The sequence below is a fragment of the Nocardioides sp. W7 genome, from assembly GCF_022919075.1.
Lineage (GTDB): Bacteria > Actinomycetota > Actinomycetes > Propionibacteriales > Nocardioidaceae > Nocardioides.
This window is the reverse complement of record NZ_CP095078.1, coordinates 2,760,309-2,783,341: the sequence shown is the minus strand read 5'-3', so window position 1 is coordinate 2,783,341 and position 23,033 is coordinate 2,760,309. Positions and strand designations below refer to the sequence as shown.

Here is a 23,033-nt window from a genome sequence, read left to right as displayed (position 1 = left end):
GGTGGCCCCACCCGGGCACCCGTTCTGGCAGGCTGGGCCCCATGGTGGCGCAGGCGATTCCCTCCCGGATCCGGTGGGCGGTCGAGTTCATGGACGTCCAGCCCTCAGATCACGTCCTGGAGATCGGCTGCGGACCCGGAGCGGGCGCCGAGGCGATCTGCAGCAAGCTGGAGACTGGCAAGCTGTTCGCGATCGATCGCTCGGAGTCGGGTGTCGACCGCACCAAGCGGCGGTGCGCGAAGTACGTCGCCTCCGGACGGCTCACCGTGCGCCAGATCGACCTGGCGACGCTGCGGGTGCCGGTGAAGCGGCTGACCAAGGTCTACGCCTTCAACGTGAACCTGTTCTGGGTGCGCGAGTGCCCGGACGAGATCGCCCTGCTCCACGAGCGGGTGCTCCCGGGCGGCGCGGTTTTCTTGTTCTACGAGGTGAAGTTCCCCGACCAGATGCCCACCATCGTCGAGAAGGCGTCGGCGGCGCTGGCCGGCGGCGGCTTCCGGGTCTCGGTGGTCGAGCAGAAGACCCCCGCGGTCGTGGGCGTCATCGGTCGACGCTGAAGCCTCTCGCCTTATAGCCATCTTCCGTAAGGTTATTCCCTAATGTAGGTTCGTCATCAGGGGAGGACCGAGGAGGAGACCACGTGACCGTCCTGGTGCTCACGATCGACCAGCGCGACAGCAGGCGCGGCCGCGACCAGGTGCCCGCGGCGTTGGAGCTGCTGGACGAGGTCCCCGTGCTGCGGCCCTTCGAACGGACCGCCGGCGACGAGCTCCAGGGCGTGCTGGAGGACCCGGCGGCGCTGCCGCCGGCGGTCGAGCTGCTCCTGCGGGCCCGGACCTGGAGCATCGGCATCGGCATCGGAGCCGTCGACCTGCCCCTCCCCCCACACGCCCGCGCCGGCGCCGGCGCGGCGTACCTCCACGCCCGCGCGGCCGTGACCGCCGCGAAGACCAGTCCCTGGCACCTCCGCGTCGCCGGCGACGACCCCGCGGCCCGACAGCTGGAGTCCGCGCTGTGGCTGTGGGCCGCCGTACTGGCCCGCCGCACCGCCCGCGGGTGGGAGGTCGCCGACCTCGTCGACACGGGGCTGTCGTACGACGAGACCGCCCGCACCCTCGGCATCAGCCAGTCGGCGGTCAGCCAGCGCGCCCAGGCGGCCGGCATCGTCGAGGGCCGGCGCGCCCGCGAGCTCGTCACCCACCTGGCCACCGCCGCCCTGCAGCAGGAGACCAGATGAGCACCGACACCGCCGGACTCGTCGTCCTCGTCCTGCTCGGCGCGGCCCTCGTCGCCGCCACCGTCGGCTGGACGGCCGCCGGGCGCGCGGTCTGGGTCCCCTGCTCCGTCGCACTGCTCGCGGCCACCACCGTCACCGCGAGCGCCGTCCCCGAGGTCCTGGTCGAGGGCCGCGGCGGCATCACCCTGCTCGTGGTCCTCGCCGGCTCGCTCGCCGCCGTCGGTGGCGGGCCGTTGACCGCGCTCGTCTTCGCCTGGGTCGATCGCCACGACCACCCTTCGACCGGCGACCAACAGCCGATCCACACCGCCGGCTCCGTGCTGCGCGGCGGTGCCTGGATCGGCGCCCTGGAGCGGATCGCCGTCTTCGCCAGCCTGGTCAGCGGCCAGGTCGAGGGCCTCGCCATCGCGCTGGCCGTCAAGGGGCTGGGCCGCTACCCCGAGTTGCGCAGCGGATCGTCGGCCGGTGCGGCCGAGCGGTTCATCATCGGCACGTTCACCAGCGTGCTCTGGGCCTGCGCCTGCGCCGGCGTCGTCCGCCTCGTCCTGCTGGGCTGACGCACTGCCGCCGTACTCCGGACACGGCCGACGACACGTGCGATCCTGACGCCGTGGAGACCCTCGCCGTTCGACTGACGAGCGCCGTCGAGCGCAGGGCCGATGCCGGCTGGGAGCAGGCGGCGACCGCCCGGGCCGCGCTCGCCGCCGTCGCCGCGGACGGCGTCGACCCCGAGCTGGGCTCCGCGCTCAAGACCATCCGGCACCAGTTCGGGCTCGGTGAGCACGAGACCGACCTGCTGGAGGTCGCCGCCGCGGCCGAGCAGAGCGTCAGCGGCCACCTGCTGCTCGGCCTGCTCGCCGGCGACGGCCACCCGGGCCGACCGACCGTCGCCGTGGCTCTGGAGCTCGCCGGGCTGCCCGCCGACGCCCGGTCCGCCCGCACCCACTTCGGGGAACGCTCCCCGCTGATCCGCTACGGCCTGGTGAGCGTCGCCGGCACCGACGTCCTGCTCAGCAGGCGGGTCGTGGTGACGGAACGGGTCTCGGGCTTCCTGGCGGGCGACGACGTCCCGACCCGGGCCGTGCTGGGGCTGCTGCTCGACGGCGTCCCCGTCGCCGTCGAGGGCACCGACCTGCTCGTCTCCGCGCTCCGCGCCGGGCAGCGCCTGGTCTGGGTGCACGCCCCCGGCGGCGGGGCCGGAGCCGCCATGGCCACGGCCGCGTGCCACCAGCTCGGCGTGTCCTGCCTGATCGCCGACCTCGGCCGGCTCGACGCGGCCGCCCAGGTCCACGACGTCGTCCTGGACCTGCTCGTGGAGTGCGGCCTGTCCGGCACCGTGCTGGTCCTGGTCAACGCCGAGAAGGCGCGGGCCGACTCCTACACGCGCTCCGTCGTACCCGTCATCGCGGTGAGCGGCGAGCCCTGGGACCCCGCCTGGCCGGCGGACCTCCCCCTGACCGTGCCGGCGCCCCGGCTCTCGGTCGCGGAGCGCCAGTCGCTCTGGGAGCCGCTGCTGGGCGAGCTGGCCGGCAGCCGCGAGATCACCGGGATGCCGCTCTCCCCCGAGCAGATCGTGAGCGTCGGCCGGCACGCCGCGACCACGGCCACCCTGCACGGCGAGGAGGGCATCTCTGCCGACCGGATCCGCCACTCCGCCCGCGAGCTCAGCCGGGGCCGGTCGGTGCGTGCGAACGCCGGATCCTCGGTGAGCCTCGACGACCTCGTCCTCCCGCCGGCCGCGTTGGGCGAGGTGACCCGGATGCTGGACTGGGCGCGGTTCCGCGACGAGGTGGTCGCGATGGGTCCGTTGCACGGCAAGGGCGGCAAGGGGATCGGCATCTGTGCCCTCTTCTCCGGGCCCCCCGGCACCGGCAAGACCCTCGCGGCGCACGTCGTGGCCGACTCGCTCGGCATGGACCTCTACCAGGTCGACCTCTCCACCATCGTCGACAAGTACATCGGCGAGACCGAGAAGAACCTCGAGAAGGTCTTCCTCGAGGCCGAGGCGACCAATGCCGTGCTCTTCTTCGACGAGGCCGACGCGCTGTTCGGATCCCGCTCGGAGGTCAAGGACGCCAAGGACCGCTACGCCAACCAGGAGATCGCCTACCTGCTCCAGCGGATGGAGCAGTTCGACGGCATCACCGTGCTGGCCAGCAACCTGCGCGGCAACCTCGACCCCGCGTTCGCCCGCCGGCTGCACTTCATGGTCGCCTTCCCCGACCCCGACCAGCCGACCCGGCACCGGCTGTGGCTCCACCACCTCGCCGGGATCGCCGTCGACCCGGAGGACCCGGTCGACGTCGACTGGCTCAGCAACTCCGTCGAGCTGGCCGGCGGTGACATCCGCAACATGGTGCTCGCCGCGGTGTACGCCGCGGTCGCCCAGGGCCACCCGCTCGGCATGCGGCACGTGGCCGACGCCGTACGCCGCGAGCACATCAAGCTCGGTCGCCGCCCACCCGTGCGCTAGGCCGGCGGGACCGTTCTGGCCGTTCGGCGCACGCAGGACCGCGCGGTGCCTCAGAATGCGGGGTATGAGCCTCGAGCGCGACAAGAGCGCGCGGCCGGACACGCCCGCGCCCGTGGTCCAGCGGGCGGCGGCCGACGTCGCCGTCCCCGCCGCACCGGTGCCGCTGCCCGCGGCCGCCGAGGCGGCCCCGATCGGCAGCCTCTTCGTCGGGCACGCCGAGGACCGCGCCGAGGCCGACGCCGACCAGATGGCCGACGTCGCCCTCTCCCGCCTGCGCCGCCTCGAGGTCGGCGCGGGCGCCGTGGCCGCTCCCGAGGCCCACCAGCACGGCCCCGGCTGCGACCACCTCCGCCGCTCCCCCGCACCCAGCGCCAGTCCGGTCGTCGGCTACGAGGGCGGCGCCCTCGACTCCGGCACCAGCTCGGCCATCGAGAGCCGCCGCGGCGCCGGCAAGCCGCTCGACGCCGAGGTGCGTCGGCGCATGGAGGGGGCCTTCGGGTCCAGCTTCTCCGGCGTCCGGATCCACAACGACGACGCGTCCGCCAAGCTCAACACCGCCGTCTCCGCCCGGGCGTTCACCACCGGCAAGGACGTCTTCTTCGGCAAGGGCCAGTACGCCCCCGGCACCCCGTCTGGCGACAAGGTCCTCGCCCACGAGCTCGCCCACACCCTGCAGCCGTCGGGAGGTGCACACCGGCTGGTGGCGGCCCGTTCCCAGGCCGCGGTCACCCGCGGCGTGGCCGTGTCCGACCAGATCCGCCGGGTGAACTGGAAGTTCTGGAAGAAGACCCCCGAGGAGGAGAAGGCCGCCGCGCAGAAGAAGACGGACGCGGCCACCACGAAGGCGAACACGCCGTACGCCGGGCCGTCCGGCGCTATCCCCTCGGCCACCAAGGAGGGGGTCAAGGGTGGACTGGGTCTCGGTCTGGTCGCCGGCGCCACGGTCGCTGGCCTCGCGACCGGCATGGGCGCCACGAGCGGCTTGACCGGCGAGATGAGCGGTGCTCTCACCGGCGGTGACTCCGGCATCATGGGCAGCATGTCCGGCAGCACCCTGCGCGACGAGGGTCAGGAGTTCGGAGACCAGGGCGCCACGGCGCTGGGCGTCCGCAAGGGCAAGTCGCAGGGCATCGCCGGGGGCCTCGGCCTCGCCGGCGTCGCGAAGGCCGGCGTCGAGACCGGCTTCGTCGTCAGCGCGGCCGGCGGCAACGCCACCGCCAAGATGGGGATGCAGGCCGCCCTCGAGGCCGGCAAGACCGCGGGCGACGTCGGGCTCCGGACTGCCGCCGGTGGCCTCGGCATCGCGACCGGCGCCATCTCCACCCTGCAGGGGCTCTGGAAGGGCTACAAGGCGGGCAAGAAGATCTGGGCGCTCTCGAAGGGTAAGGGCCGCGACATGCTGTCCACCGCCGGTGAGACCTGGAAGGCGATGATCCTGAAGGCGCAGAAGTACAAGCTGGCCATCGCAGCAGCGAAGACCACCCTCGGCGTGCTCGGGATCGCGGCCGGCGTCCTCGTCCTGGCCAGCAACCCGATCGGATGGGGCATCGGCCTCGCCGCAGCGCTCATCGGTGGCGGCATGGCGATCGCCAAGATCGTCGGCAAGGTCAAGGACGCCAAGAAGCGGGCCAAGATCTCCGAGGACCTCAAGGCCAACAAGCCGTTGGAGGACGCCCTCGTCCCCGAGATCCCGAAGAAGGACCTTCCCGGCGCGGCCGAGCCCACGGTTCGTCAGAAGACGCGCAAGGAGGCCATCCAGCACGCCAACACGGTGGCCCGCGAGGCGTCGGACATCGGCGATCTCGCCGGCCGCCTCCGTGCCGCGCTCACGGCCGGAGGCGACTACAACCTCGTGCCGGCGGCGGTCGAGCTCAGCGACCACGGCGTGCCGGTCAAGGAATCGCTCGCGACGGGCCCGCAGCAGGAGATGCACGACAGCTTCATGCTCCTGTCCTCCATCGGTGTCGACGCTCCGGTGGCGCTGTCCGACTCGGGTCAGGAGCTCATCGAGAAGAAGATCTCGCTGGTCGAGGCCCTGTGATCGTGGAGGACCCGGCCCACCGGCTCCTCGAGCTGCTGGCCGAGGAGCTGCACACCGCCGAGATCCCCGGCTGGGTGCTCGCGCCCGTGGGCGACGCCCCGGCGCAGCTCGTGGTCCCGCTCGGCGACGGCGATGCCGGAGCGGACCCGACGGTCCACGTCCTCTTCCTGCCCGGGCACGACGACCCCGCCGTGCTCCAGTACATGGTGGTGCTCGACCACGACGTGCCGCTGGAGACGGTGCCGGTGGTCGCGCGGCTCCTGCACCTGCTGAACACCAACCTGGTGACGACCGGTTTCGAGCTCGGCGAGACGTTCTCATCCGTGGTGTTCCGACACGTCCATGCCGTGGCGATCGATCCGCTCGACCCGGCGGTGGTCGCCTGGACGCTGACCATGGTCTTCCACGCGGTCGTCCACTACGACGTCCTGGTGGCGCAGGCCTGCCGTGGCGCGTCGTACGACGAACTGAGCATCGCCTTCGCGCGCATCCAGGCCGACCTGTTCGCCCCCGCCGACCTTCCTGGTTAGACCGTCGCGACCGGAACCGGCCGTCCCGGACACGAGCACCCACGGAATGGAGCAGGCGGTCATGAGCAGCAGCCACCAGCACGCGGAGCAGGCGCAACCCCGGGCTGCCGTCGCGTCGGCCGCGCCGAGGCCCGCAGCCCCAGCGGCACCCGTGCCACTCGCCGCGGCCGGTCGCCTGGTCGTCGGTCACGCCGAGGACCGTGCCGAGACCGACGCCGACCGGGTGGCCGACTCCGCGCTCTCCCGGCTCCGCGGTGCGGACGCCGACGCCCACGTGCACGGTCCGGGGTGCGAGCACCTGCGCCGCCAGGTCGCTCCGTCCGCCGGCCCTCTGCGCCGGACGGAGGTCCCCGAGGCCCCACCACGCACGGGGGCGGCTGCGGCGCCGTACGTCCGCGGCCCCGCCCGTTCCGTGGGCGACATCCCGGACCGCGCGAACCTCACCGGAGCCGCCGACCAGCTGACCTCGTTCAACAGCGCGCCGACGACGCTGGACGAGCTGGTCGCGTGCTCCGACAAGCACGTCGCCCGGATGGTCCACGACACCCGCTTCGACGGACCGCTCCGTGACGTGCTGCTCGGCGCGTTCGAGGCCGACTGGTTCCGCGCGAAGTCCTGCCTCGTCTTCGGCAAGTGGCCGCAGGGCAAGACGCCTGCGTGGCACGAGCGCCTGTCACTGCAGCTGATGTCCGCGCTCACCGTGTACCGCGGCGCCGTCCACCAGGCGGTGAAGCCGCTCGCCCAGGCCGGCGTGAACAGGCAGCTGAAGGAACGGGCGGCGCAGCTGAAGGGCAACACCAAGCTCGGAGACCGGCTCACCATGCAGCGCGGACTCCCCGGCAAGGACCAGGTCGACTACAAGGGCTCGGTCGGCGCCGACACGGTGACCTCCGACGTCGACGTCTCGACCGGCGGCGTCAACAGCGAGCTGGCGGTACGCGCCTACAACGAGGCCTTCCGCAAGCTCCTCGACGTCCCCTTCGACCCCGGCACGGTCTTCGACCTCAACGTCTACGCGATGGACTTCATCCACGGGAAGACCGACAGCGAGGACAAGAAGTCGTTCACCACCAAGTCGGAGAACCCCGAGCAGCCGGACGCCGCCGACGCCGCGGCCCGCGACCGCGAGCAGGACATCTGGGCCCTCGTCCATGTGGCCCGCTACATGCCCGACGACGCCGACTGGGACGGCTACGTCCTGCAGACGATCGCGGGCATCCGCGACCCGAAGCAGCAGGCCGAGCAGCAGGCGCGGTTGGCGACGGCGCGGTCCCGGGCCAAGGGCTTCGAGGAGCGCCTGGTCGGCATGATGGTCCACCTCGAGAAGGACCTGCACCTCACCGAGAAGCAGCTGGAGCAGTCGGCGTGGGACCAGCAGGAGAACCAGCACTACCTCCAGGGCGCGCTCAGGATGCGGGCCGCGAACAAGCTCTACGAGGACAAGCTCCTGCAGGTCAAGGACATGCGCCTGCAGATCGCGGAGCTGCGCAACGCCGTCGCGCAGGGCAAGCAGGGCGCCGACCCCGAGCAGCTCAAGCTGCTCGTCTCCCGGCTGTCCGGCGAGCTGTCCATGGCCCAGCTGTACGCCAACGAGGTCTACGGATCCGGCGGCGCGACCGTGCACGCCGTCATGGGCATGCAGACCAAGAAGAAGCTCAGCACCGAGCGCGGCTTCGACGTGAAGGCGATCATCCCGGTCCAGGAGTGGTACCAGGCCTTCACCGACAACCTCGGCGACGTGTTGAAGGACTACGAGCACTACGGCAAGGGACACGGCGAGCACGGCGTCGACCACTGGTACGCCGCGTTCAAGATGGGCAAGTACGCCGACCGGATGGTCGATGCGATCCCCCACCTCACCGAGGGCGGCCTGATCACCCAGGCCCACGGCGCCAAGCTCCTCGTGGACGCCGACGTGGAGACCCTGCGCACCCTGGCGGCACACCACGTGGCGGAGAAGAACGGACCGGCGAAGGACGACCCGGCGAGGCTCAAGGAGCATCACTACTTCAAGACGATGGACGCCGGCTCCCTGGACGACCTGCGCCAGGCGGCCCTGGACGTGGGGGCCAAGGTCCGGCAGCTGGTCGCCGCCGCCGAGACCGCACCGATCGTGGACCCCTCGACGGCGCCCGCCCCGGAGGCCCCCGCTACGGCGCCCGGCTCGACCAGCGGCAAGTCGGCGCAGTCGCTGGCCCTCGCCGCCCAGGCCGCCCGGGCCCAGGACCTCCTCGAGGAGATCGAGGACGAGGCCGAGGACTTCGAGTAGGGCCGCCCGCCGCACCCACTGTGCGGCCGATCAGGCGGGGCCGACCACCGCGAGGATCTCGGGCTGGCCGAACACCTGGGCCGCGATCGAGCGGACGTCGTCGAGGGTGACCGCCTCGATGCGGGCCAGCACCTCGTCGATGCTGAGCAGCTCGTCGTACACCAGCTCGGCCTTGCCGATCCGCGACATCCGGGACGCGGAGTCCTCCAGACCGAGCACCAGGCCGCCCCGGAGCTGACCCTTGCCGCGGGCGAGCTCGTCGGCGGAGATGCCCTCGGCGGCGACCTTCGCCAGCTCGCCGCGGATCACCTCGAGCACGTCGTCGAGCTTGCTGGGCAGGCAGCCGACCGACACCCCGACCAGGCCGGAGTCGGCATGGCTGCTCGCGAAGGAGAAGACCGAGTACGCCAGGCCGCGGCGCTCGCGCACCTCCTGGAACAGCCGGCTGGAGGTGCCGCCGCCGAGGGCGGTGTTCAGCACGCCGAGCGCGAAGCGGCGCTCGTCGTTTCGGGTGAGGCCCATCATCCCGAGCACGACGTTGACCTGCTCGAAGGGGCGGGTCGCCTCGACCGTGCCGGGGTGTACCCGGACGGTCTTCGCGGCCGGACGCGGGGGCGCGGGGGTCTCGTCACCGGCCAGGAAGTCGTGGCGCCCGAAGGCCTTGCGAACCTGGCGCACCAGCGCGGTGTGGTCGACGTTGCCGGCGACCGAGACGACCAGGTTCGCCGGCCGGTAGTGCTTGCGGTAGAAACGCAGGATCTGGGCGCGGGTCAGTGCCCTGATCGAGTCCTCGGTGCCGCCGATGTCCCTCCCGAGGGCTGAGTTGCGGCCCCAGGCCTGCTCAGCGAAGAGGTTGTGCACGACGTCGTCGGGGTCGTCGTCGTGCATCGCGAGCTCGTCGAGGATCACGTCGCGCTCGGCCTCGACGTCCTCGTCGGCGATCGACGAGCCGGTGATCATGTCGCCGAGCACGTCGACGGCCAGCGGCAGGTCCTCGTCGAGGACCCGCGCGTGGAAGCAGGTGTACTCCTTGGCGGTGAAGGCGTTGAACTCCCCGCCGACCGCGTCGAGGGCGATGGAGATGTCGAGCGCGGAGCGCTCGGCGGTGCCCTTGAACAGCAGGTGCTCCAGGAAGTGCGAGCAGCCGTGCAGGGTCGCCGACTCGTCGCGCGAGCCGACGCCGACCCAGACGCCGATGGCGACCGAGCGGGCACCGGCCAGGTGCTCGCTGATCACGCGCAGCCCGCCCGGCAGGACGGTACGACGTACCAGCGATGTCACCTGCCCGTCGGCGTCGCGGACGGTCTGGAGCGTCCTGGTCGAGCCGACCTTCTGGGTCGGCTTCGGGACCGGACGCTGGGGAGAACGGGCCGACCGGCCAGCAGAGGACTGCTGGCCGGTCGGCTCGGTGCGGGGTGCCACGTGGAGGTCAGGCCTCCTCGGAGGCAGCCTCGTCGGTGCCCTCGGTGCCCTCGGTCTCCTCGACGACCGGGACCAGCGACAGCTTGCCGCGGTCGTCGATCTCGCCGATCTGGACCTGGATCTTCTGGCCCACGGAGAGGACGTCCTCGACGGCGTCGACGCGCTTGCCGCCGGCGAGCGGGCGGAGCTTGCTGATGTGCAGCAGGCCGTCCTTGCCGGGCATCAGCGAGACGAAGGCGCCGAAGTTCGTCGTCTTCACGACGGTGCCGAGGTAGCGCTCGCCGACCTCGGGCATCGTCGGGTTGGCGATCGCGTTGACGGCGGCGCGGGCGGCGTCGGCCGCCTCGCCGTTGGTGGCACCGATGTAGATGGTGCCGTCGTCCTCGATCGAGATCGACGCGCCGGTGTCGTCCTGGATCTGGTTGATCACCTTGCCCTTCGGACCGATGACCTCGCCGATCTTGTCGACGGGGATCTTCACGGTGATGATCCGCGGCGCGGTCGACGCCATCTCCTCGGGCGCGTCGATGGCCTCGGCCATCACGTCGAGGATCGCGAGACGAGCATCCTTGGCCTGGTTCAGCGCGGCAGCCAGGACCTCGGCCGGGAGGCCGTCGAGCTTGGTGTCGAGCTGGAGGGCCGTGATGAACTGGCGGGTGCCGGCGACCTTGAAGTCCATGTCGCCGAACGCGTCCTCGGCCCCGAGGATGTCGGTGAGCGCGACGTACGACGTCTGCCCGTCGACCTCGCCGGAGATGAGGCCCATCGCGATGCCCGCGACCGATGCCTTCAGCGGCACACCGGCCTGCAGCAGCGACATCGTCGAGGCGCAGACCGAGCCCATCGAGGTCGAGCCGTTGGAGCCCATGGCCTCGGAGAGCTGGCGGATGGAGTAGGGGAACTCCTCGCGCGTCGGCAGCACCGGCAGCAGGGCGCGGCGCGCGAGCGCACCGTGGCCGACCTCGCGGCGCTTCGGCGAGCCGACGCGGCCGGTCTCACCGGTGGAGAACGGCGGGAAGACGTACTTGTGCATGTAGCGGCGGTGCTTCTCCGGCGACAGCGTGTCGAGCTGCTGCTCCATCTTCAGCATGTCGAGCGTGGTGACACCCAGGATCTGGGTCTCGCCGCGCTCGAACAGCGCCGAGCCGTGGACGCGCGGGATCACGTCGACCTCGGCGTGCAGCGGGCGGATGTCGGCGAGGCCGCGACCGTCCATGCGGATGTTGTCGCGCAGCACGCGCTCGCGCATGACCTGCTTGCTGACCGAGCGGAACGCCGCGCCGATCTCCTTCTCGCGACCCTCGAACTGGCCGGTGAGCTTCTCCAGCAGAGCGGCCTTGAGCTCGTCGGTCTTGGCCTCGCGCTCCAGCTTGTCCGCGATGGTCATCGCGACGGCCAGGTCGGCCTTCGTGGCGGCCTCGACGGCCTCGAAGACGTCGTCCTCGTAGTCGAGGAAGACCGGGAAGTCCTGGATCGGCTTGGCGGCGACGCCGGCGAGCTGCTGCTGCGCCTCGACGAGCTGCTTGATGAACGGCTTGGCGGCGTCGAGGCCGCCGGCCACGATCTCCTCGGTCGGCGCCTGGACGCCGCCCTGGACGAGGGTGAAGGCCTGCTCGGTGGCCTCGGCCTCGACCATCATGATCGCGACGTCGCCGGTGTCGGTGACGCGGCCCGCGACGACCATGTCGAACACGGCGTCCTCGAGCTGGCTGTGGGACGGGAAGGCGACCCACTGGCCCTCGATCAGCGCGACGCGGACGCCGCCGACCGGGCCGGAGAACGGCAGGCCGGAGAGCTGCGTCGACAGCGACGCGGCGTTGATCGCCAGCACGTCGTACGGCGCGTCGGGGTTGAGCGCCAGGACGGTGATGACGACCTGGACCTCGTTGCGCAGACCCTTCTTGAAGGTCGGGCGCAGCGGGCGGTCGATCAGACGGCAGGTGAGGATCGCGTCCTCGCCGGGGCGACCCTCGGAGCGGAAGAACGAGCCGGGGATCTTGCCCGCGGCGTACATCCGCTCCTCGACGTCGATCGTCAGGGGGAAGAAGTCGAAGTGGTCCTTCGGGTGCTTGCCTGCGGTGGTCGCCGAGAGCAGCATCGTGTCGTCGTCGAGGTACGCGGTGACGGAACCCGCGGCCTGACGGGCCAGCAGCCCGGTCTCGAACTTGACGGTGCGGGTGCCGAACTTGCCGTTGTCGAGAACAGTCTCGACGGCGTGGATGACGGGATCGGTCAAGGATTCGTCCTTGTCTTGCTCGCGGAGCGATCCACGGCGTCCCGCTTGATAAGCGAAGGCCGGTCTTCGATCGAGGCCCGCAGCACGGAGCCGACCACGTCGGCGTCCTGAGAGCCACTACCGAGGACCGAGCCAGAACGGGCGGGTCGCTCCTGTGGTGGGGTGTTCAGTTGGAAATCTAGCGCAGCCACGGGGCCGGGCCAGTAAAGCGTGAAGGGCCCACCGAGGCGGGCCCTTCACGGTGCGTCAGCGGCGCAGGCCGAGGCGCTCGACGATCGAGCGGTAGCGCGCGATCTCGGTCTTCTGCAGGTAGTTCAGCAGCCGACGACGCTGTCCGACCAGCAGCAGCAGGCCACGCCGGCTGTGGTGGTCGTGCTTGTGCGTCTTCAGGTGCTCGGTCAGGTGGCTGATCCGGAAGCTGAGCAGCGCGATCTGCACCTCGGGCGAACCAGTGTCGCCCTCGGTCGTGGCGTACTCGGCGATGATCTTCTTCTTGGTCTCCGCGTCGGTGCCGATAGACATGCGGGCTCCCTCTCTGGTTCGCTGCGCGGCGCGCCGGGGCCTGTTCACCCGGGCACTCTGGATCCGCGGCCGTTGTACGGCGATGGTGTGATGGTGCGGCTGCCCGTGACGGACAACCGATCAAGGCTATCGCGCGACCGCACAGGCCCCAAATGCAGAGCTGCCGCCCATCCCTCGCGGGATGGACGGCAGGTCGCGGGACTGCTCAGATGCCGCCGGGGTCGGCGTGGGTCGAACGCCGCTCCTGGACGGTCTGCGAGCCGTCGGGGTGGGTCGTCGTGGCGACGGTGCCCGTGCGGCGACGACCCATGGTCGAGGCGACCGTCAGCACGAGGGCGAGCACGCCGACGCCGGCCAGGATCAGGCCTGCTGTGTAGAGGTCCACACTGCCGATGGAGTCACCGACGGCGAACGCGAGAATCAAGCCGAGGGCGAGGAGGAAGATCCCCAGTCCGTAGCCCATAGCGGTTCCTTTCGTCTGGCCGTTCCCCTGTGGACGGTCTGCCCGCACTAGTCACCGATGCGGCGCCTCCGCAAACCCTGGGGCGTCGACGTACGCCGGGTCGGTCCCCACCACCGGCTCGCCCCGCGGAGCGACCGGACGGGTCGGCCACCAGGCGCGCTCCCCCAGCAGCACCAGCGCGGCGGGAAGCAGCACCAGCCGGACCAGGGTCGCGTCGAGCAGGATCGCGGCGGAGAGCCCGACGCCCATCATCTTCATCTCCAGCATGGACAGGGTCGCGAAGATCGCGAACACCGAGACCATCACGGCGGCGGCGCTGGTCACCACGCCCGCGGTGTCGGCGACCCCCCGCTGGACCGCGAGCCGGGTCGGGAGGCCCTGATCGACGTACTCCCGGATCCGGCTGACGACGAACACGTGGTAGTCCATGGAGAGCCCGACCAGCACCACCAGGACGAACAGCGGCAGCCAGTCGATGACGAAGCCGGAGCTCTCGAAGCCCAGCAGCGACTCGAACCACCCGTGCTGGAAGACCAGGGTCATCAGCCCGAAGGCGACCCCGACCGAACCGAGGTTGAGCACGGTGGAGACCAGCGCGACCGGCAGGCTGCGGAACGTCGCGGCCATGATCACCAGCGTCAGCAGCAGCACGAACCCGATGATCAGCGGCAGCCGCTGCTGCTGGCGCTCGACGAAGTCCAACGACTCCGCCGGGCCACCGCCCACGGCGTGCTCGGAGCCGGTCGGAAGGCCGGCGATCGGGAGCAGCTCCTCGCGCAGCTGGCGCAGCGCGTCGTCGACCCGCTCGTCGGACTCCTCGTAGGGCATCGAGATCTCCAGCACCGACGTCCGACCGTCGTCCGAGGTCAGGACCGGCGCACCGGTGCTCACGAACGAGCCGGTAGCGGCGGCGTCGCGGTCGAGCTGCTCGAGCGCGGCCACGACGTCGTCCTGCTGCTCGGCGTCGGCGTGGACCACCACGTCGGCCACCGAGCCCTCGGACGGGAACGCTGCAGAGACCTCACGCATGGTCTGCACCTCAGGGATGGACGCCGGGAGCGTCTCGAGGTTGGCGGAGTGGGTCTTCATCCCGAGGGCGGGCAGGGCGAGCGCCACGACGATCGTGCCGGCCAGCAGCAGGGCGACCTTCGGGTGGCGGACGACCGGCGCGAGCAGCCGGCGGCTGATGCCACCGCGTCCGATGCGGGAGTTGAGGCGCCACAGCAGCGGCACCCGGGGCCGGTCCACCCAGCGGCCGAGGCCGGCGAGCAGCGCGGGAAGCACCGTGATCGAGCCGAGGACGGCGATGGCGACGACGAGGATGGAGCCGACGGCCAGCGAGTTGAAGGTCGTGTCGCCCATCAGGAACAGGCCCGCCATCGAGGCGATCACGGCGCCGCCGGAGACCAGGATCGAGTGCCCGGAGGTCTGCGCCGCGATCTCCACGGCGTCGAGCGTGCTGTGGCCCTTGGCCCGCTCCTCACGCTCGCGCTTGAGGTAGAACAGCGAGTAGTCGACGCCGACGGCCATGCCGATCAGCACGATCATGCTGGTGACGGTGGAGTCCGCGTGCACCAGGTGCGAGAGCGGCGCGCTGATGCCGATCGTGGCGGCCACGCTGGTCGCGGCGAGCAGCACCGGGAGCCCGGCGGCGATCAGTGCGCCGAACGCGACGAGCATCAGCAGCAGCGTGACCGGGAGGCTGATCACCTCGGCCGATGCCAGGTCGTCGGCCACCCGTTCGTCGATCGCCACGTCGAGGGACAGGTCGCCCGTCTGGCGGACCGACACGTCGGGATGGTTGGCCGCGACCTCGTCGGTGACCGCGCGCAGTGGCGCGACTGTCTCCGCGTCGTCCGGGTCGTCCGCGCCGTCCTCGGCCAGCCGGACCGCGATCAGCAGCGCGGAGCGGTCCGGGCTCCACTGCGGTTCGGCGACCTCGTCGACGCCGTCGGCGGCCGTCATGGCGGTGACCAGGTCGGCCGCCGCCGCGTCGGCGGCGGCGGCGTCGCCGGTGATGAGGACCATCTCGGACGACGGCTCCTCGAGGCCGGCGTCCGCGATCAGCTGATCGGCGCGACCGGACTCGCCGAGCCGGTAGTCCGCATCAGTCGTCTCCTGGGTGGGAACCGCGGCGGCGAGGCCGACCGCGACGACGACCAGGACGAGCCAGCCGAGCACGGCCCGCCAGGGGTGGGCGGCGCTCCAGCGGGCGGCCCGGATGGGTACTGAGGTGAGGGGATTCGTCATGGCTCCCAGCCTCGTGATCGGCGGACCGTCCGACAGGGGCGTGCGGACCCGGACCCGGGGTGGTGCCAGCACCACCGCGCCGCACCCGCTGTTTCCGCGAGGATGAGGGGGTGAACGCGACTCCCCCTGCCCTCGATCTCCGGCCGCCGAGCCGACTGCTGATGACGGGGTACGCCGGGCTCCAGGTGCTGGCGTTCGTGCCGGTCGTGCTGCTGTTCGTGCTCTGGGTCGTCGGCGGTGTGCTGATGATCGTCTGGGTCGGCGCCCTGCTCCTCACCGCCGCGGTGCCGGCCACCCGCGCCCTCGCGAACGCCCACCGCCGGATGGCCGGACGGGTGCTCGGTCACCCGCTGCCCGCGCCGTACGCACCGCTGCGCGGGCTGGGCCCGGTCGAGCGGCTGCGGGCCATCGCACTGGACCCGATGACCTGGCGCGACCTGGGCTGGATGCTGATGATGATGACGGTCGGCTTCGCGATCTCGCTGCTCGTCGTCGTGCTGCTGATCGGCGTGGTGACCTGGTGGGTGTGGTGGTACGCCGCGGCGCCGCTGATGCGGCTGCGCAGTGCCCTGGACCGGGCTCTCCTCTCCCCCGGCACCACCGAGCGGCTCGAGCAGCGGGTCCAGCAGCTCACCGAGACCCGTGCGGACCTGGTCGACCACTCCGCCGCCGAGCTGCGCCGACTCGAGCGCGACCTGCACGACGGCGCCCAGGCGCGCCTCGTCGCGCTGTCGATGAGCCTCGGGATGGCGGACTCGATGTTCGCCCGCGACCCCGAGGCCGCGCGCAAGATGGTCAGCGACGCGCGGGCGACCACGACCGCCGCGCTGGGCGAGCTGCGCTCCGTCGTGCGCGGCATCCACCCGCCGGTGCTGGCCGACCGCGGCCTCGCCGGCGCCGTCGAGGCGCTCGCGCTGGACATGGCCGTCCCGGTGGACGTGAGCGCGTCGCTCCCCGGCCGCCCGCCCGCCCCGGTGGAGTCGGCCGTCTACTTCGCGGTGGCCGAGTGCATGGCCAACATCGGCAAGCACGCACAGGCCCAGCACGCGTGGATCCGGGTCTCCCACCGCGACGGAATGCTCCGCGCGGAGGTCGGCGACGACGGGCGCGGGGGCGCCGATTCCGCCGCCGGGACCGGGATGCGGGGTGTCATGCGGCGTCTGGGAGCCTTCGACGGCACGATGATGGTCTCGAGCCCGACCGGCGGGCCGACCATCGTCACCCTGGAGGTCCCGTGCGGCTTGTCCTCGCCGAAGACCACGCCCTCCTCCGGGCCGGCCTGATCCAGCTCCTGGAGGGCAACGGGTTCACGATCGTCGCGGCGGTCGACAACGCCGGCGACCTCGAGACCGCGCTCCGGCTCCCGGAGGCGGAGGGGGCGGTGCTCGACGTCCGGATGCCACCGACGCACACCGACGAGGGCCTGCGTGCAGCGATCGGTGTACGCACGGAGCGGCCGGCGTTCCCCGTCATGGTGCTCTCGCAGTACGTCGAGCACCTCTACGCCCGGGAGCTGCTCGCCAGCGGCGAGGGCGCGGTCGGCTACCTGCTGAAGGACCGGGTCGCCGACGTCGAGGAGTTCGTGGAGGGCGTACGACGCGTGCTCGCCGGCGGCACCGTCCTCGACCCCGAGGTCGTGGCCACGATCATGGCCCGCCGCCGCGAGGAGCCCGTCGACCGGCTCAGCCCGCGCGAGCGCGAGGTGATCGCGCTGATGGCCGAGGGCCGGTCCAACACCGCCATCGCCACCGAGCTCGTGGTCACCGAGAAGGCCGTCGCCAAGCACATCAACGGCATCTTCACCAAGCTCGACCTCCCGCTCGACACCGACGACCACCGCCGGGTCCGCGCCGTGCTGGCCTGGCTGCGGCTCTGACCTGACCCGCGTGCCGGACGTCATCCGGATGGAGCCACCTACGGCTCCGTCCGGATGACGTCCGCTGCGTGCGAAGGCCTCAGGCCCGCTCCAGCACCCCGAGCACCGCCGCGCGCCCGGCCATCGGGTCGGCGGCGGACAGCGCCGCCTCGGCGGCCTCCTCGCAGACATCCATCGTGACCGAGGCGAGCCGCGCGCCGACGGGGCGTACGGCGGCGGCGGCCATCGACAGCGACGTGACGCCCATGCCGACGAGCGCGCACGCGAGCAGCGGGTCGGCAGCCGCCTCCCCGCAGACCCCGACCGGCTTGCCGGCCTGCTGCCCGGCGTGGGCGGTGATGGCGATCAGCTGGAGGACGGCCGGCTGCCACGGGTCGGTGAGGTGCGCCAGGTCGGTCGCCATCCGGTCCGCGGCCATGGCGTACTGGGTCAGGTCGTTGGTGCCGATCGAGAGGAAGTCGACCGCCTCGAGCATCCGGTGCGCGAGCAGCGCCGCCGAGGGCACCTCGACCATCACGCCGGCCTTCAGGCCCCGGCTGCGGACCTGCGCGGAGAACGCCCGTGCTTCGGCCACGGTCGCCACCATCGGCGCCATCACCCAGGTCTCGGTGTCGGTGGACTTCGCGGCCGCGGCGATGCCGTCGAGCTGGCGCTCCAGCAGCGCGGGGTTGTCGAAGGAGAGCCGCAGCCCGCGCACACCGAGGGCGGGGTTCTCCTCGCCCTCGTGGGTCGCGAACGCGACCGGCTTGTCGGATCCGGCGTCCAACGTGCGGACCACGACGTACCTGCCGTGGAACGGACGCAGCACCTCGGCGTAGATCTGGGCCTGCTCCTCGACCGACGGCTCGTCCTTGCGGTTGAGGAAGCACAGCTCGGTGCGGAACAGCCCGACGCCCTCGACCGGCGCCCCGGCGGCCTGCGAGGAGGACTCGCCGTCGGCGACGTTGGCCAGGATCTTGACGGCGGTGCCGTCGGCCGTGCGGCCCGGTCCCTCCCACGCGGCCAGGGCGGCCCGGCTCTCGCGGTCGGCGGCGACCTTGCGCTCGGCCTCGGCGGCGTCGGGGTCGCTCTCGACCGTGCCCGCGGTGCCGTCCACCAGGAGCGGGGTACCGCCGGCCAGCCCCATCGCCCCGCCCACGCCCACCACGCAGGGGATGCCGAGCTGGCGGGCGATGATCGCGGTGTGGCTGGTCGGCCCGCCGCGCTCGGTCACCAGCGCCACGACGAGCGCGGGATCCAGGCCCGCGGTGTCGGACGGCGCGAGGTCCTCGGCGACCAGCACCGACGGCAGCTCGGGCGTGGGTACGCCGGGCTCGGGCTCCCCCACCAGGTGCGCGGTGACGCGCCGCTCGATGTCGCGCAGGTCCGTGACCCGCTCGGCCATCAGCCCGCCCATGCCGGTGAAGATGCCGACGAACTGCTCGACCCCGGCGTGCAGCGACGCCAGCAGGTCGTCGCCGGCGCGCAGGTGCTTGCGCACCGCGCCGCGCAGGCCCTTGTCCTTGGCGAGACCGGCACTGGCGGTGAGCACCTCGGCGGCCGCGCCGGAGGCCTTCTCGGCCTTGCGGGCGAAGCCGTCGGCGACGGCCGCGACGGCGGCGTCGTACGCCGCGAGGGCGGCCTCGTCGTCGGCGTACCCGCCGCTGCCGAAGGCCTCGACGGCGGCCGGCGAGATCTCGGCGCGGGCCAGCAGGGCGGGGCCGTACGCCGCACCCGGGACGACGGGGGTGCCCGTCAGAACGACGGAGGGGACTGCGGGAGAACCGGTGACCATGCTCACAAGTAAACGCCCGGCGACCTTGACAGTCAACACAAACGGGGCTAAAACAACAGATACACAGATTCGAGCAGGGAACAGGGAGGGTGGCGGGCGATGTACGCCGAAGAACGCCAGCAGGCGATGGCTCAGCTGGTGGCCGAGCACGGGCGCCTGTCGGTCAACGTACTCGCCGAGCGCTACGACGTCACCACCGAGACGGTACGGCGCGATCTCTCCGCCCTGGAACGGATGGGGCTGGTCCGGCGGGTGCACGGCGGCGCGGTCCCCTCCGACAGCCTCGCGGTCATCGAGTCGGGCCTGCTCGAGCGCGACCAGGCCAACACGCCACAGAAGGAGCGGATCGCCCGCGCGGCGCTCGAGCTGCTCCCGCCGGCCGGATCCACGGTCCTGCTGGACGCCGGCACCACCACCAACCGGCTGGCCAGCCTGCTCCCCCGCGACCACCGCCTGGTGGTGCTCACCCACGCCGTGCCGGTGGCCGCGCGGCTCGCCGGCAACCCCCAGGTCGACCTGCACCTGCTCCCCGGCCGGGTCCGGCCGACGACCCAGGCCGCCGTCGGGGCCGACACCGTCGCCGCCCTGTCCCTGCTCCGCGCGGACGTGGTGTTCCTCGGCAGCAACGGCGTCTCGGTCGAGCACGGTCTCTCCACCCCCGACCACGAGGAGGCGGCCGTCAAGCGGGCCATGGTCCACAGCGCCCGCCAGGTCGTGGTCCTCGCGGACGCGAGCAAGGTGGGGATCGAGTCCCCGGTCCGGTTCGCCTCGCTCGCCGAGGTCGACGTCCTGGTCACCGACACGGGGATCGACCCCGCGGACAAGGCGGCCTTCGCCGCCTCCGGAATGGAGGTCCGAACCGCATGATCATCACGCTCACGCCCAACCCCAGCCACGACCGGACGGTGACCCTCGGCGGCCCGCTCGAGCGCGGTGCCGTGCAGCGCGCCGAGTCGGTGCTGTCCCAGGCGGGCGGCAAGGGGGTGAACATCTCCCGCGCCTCGGTCGCCGCCGGCATCCCCTCGATCGCCGTGCTCCCCGCGGCGAAGGACGATCCCTACGTCCTGGAGCTGCTCGCCGCGGGCATCGACTGCCGCCCGGTCCCGAACGACGGCACGCTCCGGGTGAACATCACCATCAGCGAGCCGGACGGCACCACCACCAAGCTCAACAGCCCGGGTCCGACGGTGACCCCGCTGGTACTCCGTGGACTGGCGGAGTCGCTGCGCCGACGGGCCGCCTCGGCCGACTGGATCGTGCTCGCCGGCTCGCTGCCGCCCGGCGCGCCGGTCGAGTGGTACGCCGAGCTGGTCGGCGCCCTGCGCGACACCGGCGCCCGGATCGCCGTCGACACCAGCGACGAGCCGCTGCGGGCACTGGTCGAGCGGCTGGCCGACGCGCCGCCGCACCTGATGAAGCCCAACGGCGAGGAGCTCGCCTCCTTCACCGGCGGCGACCCCGACGTCCTCGAGTCCGACCCGGAGGCGGCGGCGAAGGCGGCGTACTCGCTCATCGACCGGGGCGTCGAGACGGTGCTGGCCACCCTCGGGGCCAACGGCGCCGTCCTGGTCACGGCCGACGGCGCCTGGCACGCCACGCCCCCGCCGACCGAGGTCGTCAGCACGGTCGGAGCGGGGGACTCCAGCCTCTTCGGGTACCTCCTCGGTGACATCGAGAACAGAGCACCAGCGCAACGACTCGCGCTCGCCGTCGCCTACGGCAGCGCGGCCGCCGGACTACCCGGCACCACCATCCCGCACCCCACCGAGGTCCGGCCCGAGCTCGTCTCGGTCCGCGACCTGCGGCCCACCCAGGGAGACTGAATGTCCGACCTGATCACCACGGCCCTGGTCCGCCTCGACGCGAACCTCGGGTCCGACAAGCACGACGTCATCCGCGCCCTCGCCGGCGTCGTCTCGGACGCCGGCCGAGCCACGGACGTCGACCAGATCGTGGCGGACGCCCTCGCCCGCGAGACGACTTCGCCGACCGGTCTCCCGGGCGGCATCGCGATCCCGCACTGCCGCACCGCTGGGGTGGCAGAGGCCACGCTGGCGTTCGCGCGGCTCGACCCGCCCGTCGACTTCGGCGCCAAGGACGGCCCGGCCGACCTGGCGTTCCTGATCACCGCACCGGCCGGCGGCGACGCCACCCACCTCCAGCTGCTGACCAAGCTCGCGCGCGCCCTCGTCAAGCCGGCCTTCACCGACTCGCTGCGTGCGGCCGAGACGCCCGAGGACGTCGTCGAGCAGATCGAGATCGTGCTCGGCCCGGCGCCGGCACCCAAGCCGACCGCTCCGGCCGCACCGGCCGCGTCCGCAGCTGCTCCCGAGAAGTCCGAGCAGCCCGCCGAGACCCGGCGCCTGGTGGCCGTCACCGCCTGTCCGACCGGCATCGCGCACACCTACATGGCCGCCGAGGCCCTCGAGGCCGCCGCCGCCAAGGCGGGGGTCGAGATCGCCGTCGAGACCCAGGGCTCGGCCGGCGCGAAGCCGCTGGCCCCCGAGACCATCGCGGCGGCCGACGCCGTCATCTTCGCGGTCGACGTCGGCGTTCGGGACCGGCACCGGTTCGCCGGCAAGCCGGTCGTCTCCTCCGGCGTCAAGCGCCCGATCGACGAGGGCGACGTGATGATCGCCGAGGCGCTGCGCTACGCCGGTGACCCGAACGCGCCCCGCGTCGAGGGCTCCTCGTCCGGTGGTGACGACAGCACGTCGTCGACCGGCGCAGGTGAGACCTGGGGCGGGCGCACCCGTCGGGTGCTGATGACCGGCGTGTCGTACATGATCCCGTTCGTCGCCGCCGGCGGTCTGCTGATCGCGCTCGGCTTCCTGCTCGCCGGCTACGAGGTCGCCGACAAGAACAGGTACGGCCAGATCATGGTCGACAGCACGATCTTCGACCTCCCGGACGTCGATGAGCTCGGCCTCGAGCACGCCCTCTTCGGTTCCGGGCTGATGGCCTACCTCGGCGCGCTCTTCTTCGTCATTGGCAAGACCGCGTTCATGTTCTTCGTCCCGGCCCTGGCCGGCTACATCGCCTACGCCATCGCCGACCGGCCGGGCATCGCCCCCGGCTTCATCATGGGTGGCCTCGCGACCAACATCTTCAACGTCCAGAACGGCGACGGCATCACCGGCAACACGGCCGCTGCGGCCACGGGCTTCCTCGGCGCGATCGCCGGCGGCGTGCTCGCCGGTCTGATCGCGCACTGGATCGCCGGGTGGCAGGTGCCCTCCTGGGCGCGCGGCCTGATGCCGGTGCTGGTCATCCCGCTGTTCACGTCGATCATCGCCGGCCTGCTGATGATCGTGGTGCTCGGCAGGCCGATCGGCTGGCTGATGGACCAGCTCAACGACGCCCTCAATGACATGAGCGGCAGCTACGCCATCCTGCTGGGCGTCGTACTCGGGCTGATGATGGCCTTCGACATGGGCGGCCCGCTCAACAAGGTCGCGTACAGCTTCGCGGCCGCCGGCGTGGGCGGGGCGGCGCTCGCCTCCGATGCCCCCGAGCTGAAGATCATGGCCGCGGTCATGCTCGCGGGCATGGTCCCGCCGATCGCCCTGGCGCTCGCGACCGTCGTACGACCCGGGATGTTCAGCGTGCCCGAGCGGGAGAACGGCAAGGCCGGGTGGCTGCTCGGCGCCTCGTTCATCACCGAGGGCGCCATCCCCTTCGCGGCCGCCGACCCGCTGCGGGTGATCCCGGGGATCATGCTCGGCAGCGCCGTCACCGGCGGCCTGTCCATGGCCCTCGACGTCAGCGTCCGGGCCCCGCACGGCGGGATCTTCGTGCTCTTCGCGGTCGACAACGTGATCTGGTTCGTCGTCTCCCTCGCGGCGGGGGTCCTCGTGGGCGCCGCCGCAGTCATCGCCCTGAAGTCCATCGGCAGGAACCCCGCCACCGTGTCCGCCTGAGCGATCGCCCCAGCTCCACC

At 72.1% G+C, this 23,033-nt stretch carries 18 protein-coding genes; 12 read left to right on the top strand and 6 right to left on the bottom strand.

What is annotated here, in order from left to right; all coding sequences use genetic code 11:
* Positions 1-41 precede the first annotated feature (41 nt).
* From MUB56_RS13220 to MUB56_RS13190, 7 genes are all read left to right on the top strand, one after another.
* On the top strand, positions 42-557 hold the full coding sequence (locus MUB56_RS13220; protein ID WP_244927487.1) for a class I SAM-dependent methyltransferase: 516 nt from the start codon (positions 42-44) through the stop codon (positions 555-557).
* A gap of 83 nt (positions 558-640) precedes the next feature.
* Complete coding sequence (locus MUB56_RS13215) at positions 641-1,237, top strand: SatD family protein (RefSeq protein WP_244927486.1); 597 nt, start codon at positions 641-643, stop codon at positions 1,235-1,237.
* A complete protein-coding gene (locus MUB56_RS13210; protein WP_244927485.1) occupies positions 1,234-1,794 on the top strand; it encodes a hypothetical protein in 561 nt (186 codons plus the stop codon). Before MUB56_RS13215 ends, MUB56_RS13210 begins: the two co-directional genes overlap by 4 nt.
* A 53-nt stretch (positions 1,795-1,847) precedes the next feature.
* Positions 1,848-3,710 (top strand): ATP-binding protein, encoded by a 1,863-nt coding sequence (locus MUB56_RS13205; RefSeq protein WP_244927484.1) that lies wholly within the window; start codon positions 1,848-1,850, stop codon positions 3,708-3,710.
* A gap of 64 nt (positions 3,711-3,774) precedes the next feature.
* Positions 3,775-5,751 carry a DUF4157 domain-containing protein gene (locus tag MUB56_RS13200; protein ID WP_244927483.1) on the top strand — a complete coding sequence of 659 codons (1,977 nt, stop codon included), beginning with the start codon at positions 3,775-3,777 and terminating at the stop codon, positions 5,749-5,751.
* A gap of 2 nt (positions 5,752-5,753) precedes the next feature.
* Positions 5,754-6,281, top strand: coding sequence for a hypothetical protein (locus MUB56_RS13195; RefSeq protein ID WP_244927482.1), 528 nt, complete (start codon positions 5,754-5,756; stop codon positions 6,279-6,281).
* Positions 6,282-6,342: 61 nt separating this feature from the next.
* Positions 6,343-8,550 (top strand): hypothetical protein, encoded by a 2,208-nt coding sequence (locus MUB56_RS13190; protein WP_244927481.1) that lies wholly within the window; start codon positions 6,343-6,345, stop codon positions 8,548-8,550.
* A gap of 30 nt (positions 8,551-8,580) precedes the next feature.
* On the opposite strand, the gene MUB56_RS13185 is transcribed toward MUB56_RS13190, so the two are convergent.
* The 5 genes from MUB56_RS13185 to MUB56_RS13165 all read right to left on the bottom strand — a co-directional run bounded on the left by MUB56_RS13185 (position 8,581) and on the right by MUB56_RS13165 (position 15,443).
* The gene (locus MUB56_RS13185) at positions 8,581-9,972 is read right to left on the bottom strand and encodes a pitrilysin family protein (RefSeq protein WP_244927480.1); all 1,392 of its coding nucleotides are present in this window, start codon (positions 9,970-9,972) and stop codon (positions 8,581-8,583) included.
* 7 nt (positions 9,973-9,979) lie between these two features.
* Complete coding sequence (locus MUB56_RS13180; RefSeq protein ID WP_244927479.1) at positions 9,980-12,208, bottom strand: polyribonucleotide nucleotidyltransferase; 2,229 nt, start codon at positions 12,206-12,208, stop codon at positions 9,980-9,982.
* A gap of 246 nt (positions 12,209-12,454) precedes the next feature.
* Positions 12,455-12,730 (bottom strand): 30S ribosomal protein S15, encoded by a 276-nt coding sequence (rpsO, locus tag MUB56_RS13175; protein ID WP_110238780.1) that lies wholly within the window; start codon positions 12,728-12,730, stop codon positions 12,455-12,457.
* A gap of 205 nt (positions 12,731-12,935) precedes the next feature.
* Positions 12,936-13,193, bottom strand: a complete 258-nt coding sequence (locus tag MUB56_RS13170; protein WP_244927478.1) for a DUF6458 family protein — start codon at positions 13,191-13,193, stop codon at positions 12,936-12,938.
* A 51-nt stretch (positions 13,194-13,244) separates the two neighbouring features.
* Positions 13,245-15,443, bottom strand: coding sequence for an MMPL family transporter (locus tag MUB56_RS13165; RefSeq protein WP_244927477.1), 2,199 nt, complete (start codon positions 15,441-15,443; stop codon positions 13,245-13,247).
* Between the two features lie 110 nt (positions 15,444-15,553).
* On the opposite strand from MUB56_RS13165, the gene MUB56_RS13160 reads away from it, so the two are divergent.
* Together MUB56_RS13160 and MUB56_RS13155 are read left to right on the top strand one after the other, a co-directional pair.
* Positions 15,554-16,726, top strand: a complete 1,173-nt coding sequence (locus MUB56_RS13160; RefSeq protein ID WP_244927476.1) for a sensor histidine kinase — start codon at positions 15,554-15,556, stop codon at positions 16,724-16,726.
* Positions 16,678-17,319, top strand: coding sequence for a response regulator transcription factor (locus tag MUB56_RS13155; protein WP_244927475.1), 642 nt, complete (start codon positions 16,678-16,680; stop codon positions 17,317-17,319). The genes MUB56_RS13160 and MUB56_RS13155 overlap by 49 nt, the downstream gene beginning before the upstream one ends.
* Positions 17,320-17,398: 79 nt before the next feature.
* Here the strand turns inward: MUB56_RS13155 and ptsP are convergent, their stop codons facing one another.
* On the bottom strand, positions 17,399-19,093 hold the full coding sequence (ptsP, locus tag MUB56_RS13150; protein WP_244927474.1) for a phosphoenolpyruvate--protein phosphotransferase: 1,695 nt from the start codon (positions 19,091-19,093) through the stop codon (positions 17,399-17,401).
* Between the two features lie 99 nt (positions 19,094-19,192).
* Between ptsP and MUB56_RS13145 the strand changes: the two genes are divergently transcribed.
* The 3 genes from MUB56_RS13145 to MUB56_RS13135 are packed head-to-tail and all read left to right on the top strand — an operon-like array spanning position 19,193 to position 23,013.
* The gene (locus MUB56_RS13145) at positions 19,193-19,960 is read left to right on the top strand and encodes a DeoR/GlpR family DNA-binding transcription regulator (RefSeq protein ID WP_244927473.1); all 768 of its coding nucleotides are present in this window, start codon (positions 19,193-19,195) and stop codon (positions 19,958-19,960) included.
* A complete protein-coding gene (locus MUB56_RS13140) occupies positions 19,957-20,916 on the top strand; it encodes a 1-phosphofructokinase family hexose kinase (protein ID WP_244927472.1) in 960 nt (319 codons plus the stop codon). Before MUB56_RS13145 ends, MUB56_RS13140 begins: the two co-directional genes overlap by 4 nt.
* Entirely contained in the window at positions 20,917-23,013 is a 2,097-nt protein-coding gene (locus MUB56_RS13135; RefSeq protein WP_244927471.1) for a fructose-specific PTS transporter subunit EIIC, read from the top strand.
* The last annotated feature ends 20 nt before the right edge of the window (positions 23,014-23,033 follow it).